This is a genomic window from Microvirga sp. GN3 (assembly GCF_055792825.1).
Genome location: NZ_JBVVAK010000054.1, coordinates 45,180 through 52,042 on the forward strand (window position 1 = coordinate 45,180; position 6,863 = coordinate 52,042).

Below are 6,863 nucleotides of genomic sequence, written 5' to 3' on the forward strand. Positions count from 1 at the left end.
GTCGGCATCAGTAGCGCTCACGCTATCGAGGCGTAACGCTACAGAAGGAACGAAAGAGGTCGTGTGCGAGCGGCACGTTTGCCGGGGAAGCGTTATCGGTTAATCTACCTCCGTGTTCCTCTCTTAGGTGTACAGTGGGACTTAACATAGCTTGTCTACGAAGCTCTCATCCCGAGGTTCGTGGGTCAACGGGTCAATCCTTATTCCTGTCCGGCCTCCTTTTATACCCCATTAAATGTGACACTAGGTTCCGACGGTTTAAAACCCCCCAGTTCAACGGTTCGCTGTGGGCCGGCACGAGGACCGCGATGGTCCCAATCCGGCCCGAGCGGGCAGGGAGCCTGAGGGGGGGCCTCAGGGTAGAGGCCGCCAGGATCTCGACCGCAAGCGTCACCGACGGAAGACACACCAGTGTGGCCGCAGCCGTAAGTATGGGATTTTCCATTGCACGTTCACTAACCGCTCGAGCGATGCCTCGGAGTGCATGCCCAATTCCAGGCAGGTTGTCGTACTTCGGCAGCTTGGCACAGAATCAGAGGCTCCCTCAGCCAACCAACCTTATTTGTTCGTTGTTTCATGCTCGCTTGGCAACTTGACCCCCCAAAATTTGGCAGCCTTGGATCACAGTGTAAATTACCCCATATTTTCCTCCGGCCTGTCCTTATTCCTAACTGGGCAACTGGGTGCTTGGAGCCCTACTCTCGAAGCATCTGTTCGATACAATTCAGGGTGACATGTGGATTCTCTCCTTGTGCCTCCATCTAATTGGCTATTGCGAAGGGGCCGTTTGCACGGCGAGCGTGTGCTGGAGAAAGCAAGGAAGACATCGCAATGCGGAGCTATCGCACTCGCGATGACTACGGCTGCAATCCAAACGTGCCAAGCTGGCTGTGACGCGAACCTGCCAACCCGCGGCCCCCAAATAACGGTGGACCAGACAGCGACGCCACGACAGGCCGCCCGGATCTTCGTATCGGGGCATAGCCTTACAGACCACCCGTTCCCGGATTACCTTGCGGCTATCGCCGGAAGTCTCGACACGCCCACCGTTTGGAACCAGCAAAACCTGTTCGGCTCTTCCATTCGCGAGCGTGTCCGAGGGCGCGGCGCTGGTGAGATGGGGTGGGCCGGTTACCACGAGGGGGAGAACCGGGATGGGCGAGGCTTGAATGTCATTGATGAGCTGCGCCGACCGCAAACCATTGGCAGCGATCGGTACGACGCGTTAATCATTACGGAACAGCACACACTACTTGGCTCCCTGATCTGGAATGACACTGTCCGCTATCTTCGACATTTTCATGATCGGCTCATTGATGGAAACCCACAGGCAACCACCTATCTGTATCATTCCTGGATCAGCCTGAATGATAAGGACAATCCTAGCCGGTGGATCGCCTATGAGCGGGAAGCGTTCCAGGCATGGCAATGTGTGGCTGCAAGGATCAATCGGTCGTTGGCTGCCGAAGGACGTACTGATCGAATCTCGTCGCTGCCGGTGGCGGTTGCTCTCGCAGCTCTCGTGGAACGAGCAACGCACAGCAATGGCCTGCCGGGCCTTACCGGGACAAGTGTGCGGCAGACATTAGATCGCCTGTTTCGAGATGACGTACATCTGACGCCTCTCGGCTCATATTACGCAGCTCTTGTGAGTTACGCGGTAGTGTACCAACGCTCTCCTGTGGGAGCCTGGGCGCCGCCCGACGTTGACGGTGAGCAAGCCAAAATTCTGCAGACCATAGCATGGGCTTTCACCACTAAGCATGCCGAAGAAATACGCGCAAATTCTCTGGAGGCGTGCCGCGCGTTCATCACCGGCGAATTCGTATATACATTCTGGTCATATATGCGCGACACTTATTGGCGTCCGGAGGGAAGCGCGGTTCGGGCTTATGCGAAGTGGCTACAGCACGTTGTCCGCTGGCGCTACCGGCTGTCTCGGGACGACGACGATAATCCATTGTACTACAATGCCGCTCATGATCGCAGGTACTGGTATCCGGCGCCGGATTAGTCCATGCGCGCCTCCTTTCGACATCAACAGGGTGTTCTCGCAGTCGTTCGTCTGCTGTGGATGAGTTCGAATACAGTAAACTTCACATAAAGATCTGGAAAATCATGAGTGAAAGTCCTTAGCTTCATCACACTGCAGCCGAATTGCCTAGCACATAAAGGAGCCGTGAATTGCACAAGGAGCTTTGGAAGTTCTCCTCCGGCTCCCGAGGTGAGAGGCAGCTCGCAAAGCCGAGAGAAGAAAGATCATAGCCCAACATTACAGTGGTTGTGCGGCGTGCGCTGGCAACTAGAGTGTGTAGAGTTCCCGTTGGGGCTCTTTGCAAAATAGGATAAGAAAATGCGGAGAGATGTCGTGTCTGTCACATCCGATCGTGGACCAGATCAGATTGAACATCTTTTTGCACGTGCTGCCGATCTCTGCGAACTCCAACGGCTCCACGCCTTCGCACTCGCTTCCTTAAAAGCAAATCCGGTTGCGAATGGAGGTTTCTCCTCACTCCAAAGGTGCTTGCGACACTTTTCCCCAATAGCGGGATTGCTCTTGATGCTATGCGCCGCTTCTCTATGCTTTAGTCTATGGGTCGTCAGCGCGGCGGCGCAAACGTCTTCATATCGGTTCAAGGCCGGGGATCTCGTTGAAGTCTGGGTCGCGCAGCAGCAGGCCCTCAACCGCCAGATCGTAGTCAGGCCCGACGGCCGCATTTCGATGCCGCTTGCTGGTCATATGCAAGCAGAGGGCTTGGCGCCCGAGGAGCTTGAGGCGGCCTTGAAGCAACGGCTTCAGGAATATTTCAAAGATACTCTTAACCTGACCGTGATGCTAAGCCCAGCGCCTGAGCAGGAACCTCCCATGATCTATGTTGCGGGAGACGTTGATCAGCCCGGCGCGTACCGTTTTCGAAGCGGAATGACGGTTCTCCACGCGGTTAGTGTGGCCGGGGGCTTTTTCCGAGCGGAGATTGATGACCGCGATCGTGCCGTCGAATCCGCAGCTTCGCAGCGACAGCTGGGTAGCCTTCTGATCCGCGAGGCTAGACTCCAAGCTGAGTTGAATGATCAAGGATCAATTGATCTGCCGGCCGAACTTGCAGCGCATCAGGATCTAACCCTTAAGGAGGACCTGCTGCGGGAGGAGGCTCTGCTAGAGAGGCGGCGTCAAAAGTACCGAGATCAGTTGGAGGTGGTTGAGCGCCTCAGAGATACCGCCAAACGTCAGGTTGACGCTGTCCGATCCCAGATTGCCACGACCGATAATCAGCTTGATTTGACTAGTAGGCGCTATGAAAGCATCAAATCTTTAGTATCCAAAGGAATTATGACGGATGGGCGCTTGCTTGAAATGGAGATCTCGCTAGAGGAACTCAGACGTACCAAGTCTTCGTTGCAAGCAGATTTGACGCGGGCGGAGAGCAACGTCATCCAACATACGGCCGCTCTCCCGGAAATCCAGAACCAACGCCAGATCGACTTACAGTCCGAGCTTCAGCAGACCAAGCGTGATCTTGATGTCCTTCGTTCGAGAATCGAGGCGAGTCAGGACCAGGTGACGCACCCCGAAAGTGTAAGCCGGCCACCCGGCGGTATGAATGCCGCAAGTGCATCTCGATCGTTTGTGATCCTTCGGACTGAGGCAGGCAGTGTCAATGAGATCCCGGCTACTGAACTCACGCAGATCCGGGAAGGAGATCTCATCAGGGTCGATCCGGCGCCAGGAGCGCCGGTGGTCGGCGCAAGGCCTAGGCGCGAGGCTCGCCGCGACCGCGGCTGACTGGATAGAGATCAAGGGCAGCATTGTGAACCCGAAGTGGCTGTGCGAGATGACACTCCCACGGGATCACGCGCCGGCGGCACGTGAGCTAGCTGCATAAACGAAGCGACGGGTCAATCAGAGATCGATCTTTTGGGTCGGCATTGAACGTGACATTTGCCAAGGCACGCATGTAGCCGCAAGTGTCGTCGGTGGGCGATGCCAAGCGTTGGCTCTCCATATCTTCGCAGGACCAGATCCTGCGCGACGGACAGCCGGCTGACACCGTACCCGTACACTTGATAGTCACTTAATAGTACCTAATCCTGATATGGCGTGCCTGATTGGCTATACAGGCTGTTTGCGGCTGTGGGCACAACGTTGGACTGAACTCGGTTGGATGCTGATCGCTAAGCGACCCCGCGCCATTGAGCCGGGCTCCGGCTGATTAACCTTCACCTGTGTGGCAGTCGATCTATAGTTCTGCACGAGCGCTGCATCAGTGAGCATCCATCGACCTGACATACTCGCATCGCCTCGGAACAGCGTCGCCCTCCAACATCACAGCGTGGCACAGCCTTCTTTGCTCCGTACACACCTGTTATTCGGCATCGCTCTAGCACCAGCAAGAGCGCGTACTTTCTTCATCACTGCTCGAAATCATCATTGCTCTCAGCAGAGGTAATCCAGAGTAAGCCCCGCGCATTTGGATCGGTGATGTGCCAACGCTCAATATTTGCATTATGTTGCTAGGGAACAATTCTCTGACTCGGATACTTCCATGCCCCGGGCGAACAATATTCTCATCTATGCAGCTGCTTTCTGTGGCCTAACTGCTGTATATGCTACCCCGGCTCAGGCAGCCGGAAAGTGGTTCGAGGAGTGGGAACGCCATAGGGACGGCGGCCGGCCTGATGGTGGCGGTAACTCAGGAGGCCCGAACAAAGGAGCACCTGGCCCAATTGCCGGGGCTGGACTGCCGTTCCTCCTCCTTGCGGGCGGGTATGTCTTGGTGCGCCGCTACCGCAGCCGAAACAAGGCCGAATAGGCCGTCGATATGCTGACCAATGATGGGCTTTCCTCGCGCCCAAAGCTCGCCGATGCAGGCGCTGCAGTCCAGGAAGGGGCGGGTTTGGCCGCCCTTGTCTCACGCAATGCGCTCTTCGCTGGCCTTATCGTGGTTGGTTTTGCCAATGGCATTATCGAGAGAATTTACTTCGCGCTGGCAGAGAGTGGGATTGCTGCCGCGCTGGCGAACACTTTTGATACCAGCGTTATCGTCTGGAGTGCTTGGGTCATCGGAGTCGCACTTCTGCTGTGCGGCTCGCAGGAGCGGGTGAGGCGCTCTGACACAGTTATAGCCGCTTGCGCGCTTCTCGCGTTTCTTGTGCCCGTTGCGCCGCTGAGCTGGTTGGCTATTTCCGGCCTGTCCATTCACATTCTGCTAACGTCGCCCCGATCCAACTTCCTTCAACGTGGCGCCTGGATACTCCTCGCTCTAACCGTGCCGATGTTCTGGGCCCGCCTGTTGTTTGCGGCGATAGGCGACATAATCCTTCAAGCCGATGCGACAATTGTGGGATGGCTGGTGGGCACACCCCGTATCGGAAATGCGATTCAATTCGCTGACGGCTCGGGCTATCTCTGGATTGCTCCAGCGTGCTCGTCCCTCGCCAATGTCTCACTGGTGGTCTTATGCTGGATAGTGATCTCAAAAACATTCAATCGGCCAGACTCGCTGCAAGATATCGGGTGGGTTGGGCTCGCGAGCGCCGCAGTAATCGCGATCAATGTTCTGCGGGTTAGCCTAATCGGATTTTATCCAGGCTATTATGACCTAATCCATGGCCCTATCGGTATGACACTAGCAGGCTGGCTGAGCCTTGCGGTCATGCTGTTGATTTGCCTGTTCGGTGCCCGACATCATCTCTCAGCCCACGCTAGTTTGCGAACCGAATCGACCTTTCAACCTATGTTCAGCGCCGGGTTGGGTTTGATGCTGACGGCAAGCTTACTCCTCAAGCTCCCTGGCCTCCCGCTCCTCACTGCTCCTGTCACCGCGACAGCCATATTTCCTGGTGAGGTCACAACGCTTCTCAGAAACCAGGGCTTCCAAGTGACCGAGGTCACCCCTGGGGATGACTTGGCTTGGGTGAACGGAACTGCAGGGGATTGCAAAGTTTCAATAACCGAGGTCATGCCTCAAGGCTGGCAGCAGTCACTTCTGGAAGGGATTGCTGCCGGTCAGCAACTCATCTATCTGTTCGGCGGAGCAGCTTACCGCGAGCAACCGATTGTAAGGACACGAGCTGATTACTATTGGGGTAAACTGAACCGCTACTTCGGGCGGACCGTACCGGGCCGAGCTGTCCTTGCTGCTATTTCTACGACGGCCTGTAAGGACCTGCTGCTAGGCGAGCTTGCTAGTCTATCGGGAGAATGAGGCAGCACCGCATTGTAATCAGCTGCCGGACGATACAGGGTGTACGTATTGAGTGCCTCAGGCTGAATGGGAGTGGGCTTGATTGGGATAGTTGGACTTCAGCCGACCACTGGGACCAGTGATCTTTCCGCATTGGAACGTTCGAAAGCATCGCGCAAAGCCTAACGCTCGATGCCGCCATCTGTTCAGCGCGCGTTACGCCCGAACGCCCGTTTGTAACAGCTGGGAGCGGTAGTGCGCGGCGGGACCACTCTCACGAGGAGAGCGAGCCCCCGGATCTGAAGGCAATACATCTCGATGGAGTTGAAGCGCAGCCATGCTGAACTCAATCAACGTTGCCTCGGCTCCTCAGCATTCATATCTATCTTCCAGCGACAAAAGTTAAGTCCGCAATTCGGTAGCCAGGTGTGATACCGACCCAATTGCGCCCAGCGAGCCGACCGATACGACCCAATGGAGACAGCAGTTGGTCGCGATTGCGCCGAGACGCTACCAGATTTTGCCAACCTCAGGATCTATCGGTACGGATCCAGTGTGAGGGATGGCGTGGACGTCGCAGGTAGATCTGCACCTTTTGGATCAGATACCCCGCCAGCTCCCGGCTGTCCCGCGCGGCGATGATCTGGCGCCCGAACCGCGCCCAGGCGAGCGCGATGC

3 protein-coding genes are annotated in these 6,863 nt (G+C 56.3%); all 3 read left to right on the top strand.

What is annotated here, in order from left to right:
* The first annotated feature begins 1,165 nt into the window (after nucleotides 1-1,165).
* The 3 genes from ACS5Q1_RS23820 to ACS5Q1_RS23830 all read left to right on the top strand — a co-directional run bounded on the left by ACS5Q1_RS23820 (nucleotide 1,166) and on the right by ACS5Q1_RS23830 (nucleotide 6,206).
* Nucleotides 1,166-2,014, top strand: coding sequence for a hypothetical protein (locus ACS5Q1_RS23820; RefSeq protein ID WP_473100491.1), 849 nt, complete (start codon nucleotides 1,166-1,168; stop codon nucleotides 2,012-2,014).
* Between the two features lie 354 nt (nucleotides 2,015-2,368).
* Nucleotides 2,369-3,784: a polysaccharide biosynthesis/export family protein gene (locus ACS5Q1_RS23825; protein WP_473100492.1), complete on the top strand. Its 1,416-nt coding sequence runs from the start codon at nucleotides 2,369-2,371 to the stop codon at nucleotides 3,782-3,784.
* Between the two features lie 1,036 nt (nucleotides 3,785-4,820).
* On the top strand, nucleotides 4,821-6,206 hold the full coding sequence (locus ACS5Q1_RS23830) for a hypothetical protein (protein WP_473100493.1): 1,386 nt from the start codon (nucleotides 4,821-4,823) through the stop codon (nucleotides 6,204-6,206).
* Nucleotides 6,207-6,863 lie beyond the last annotated feature (657 nt).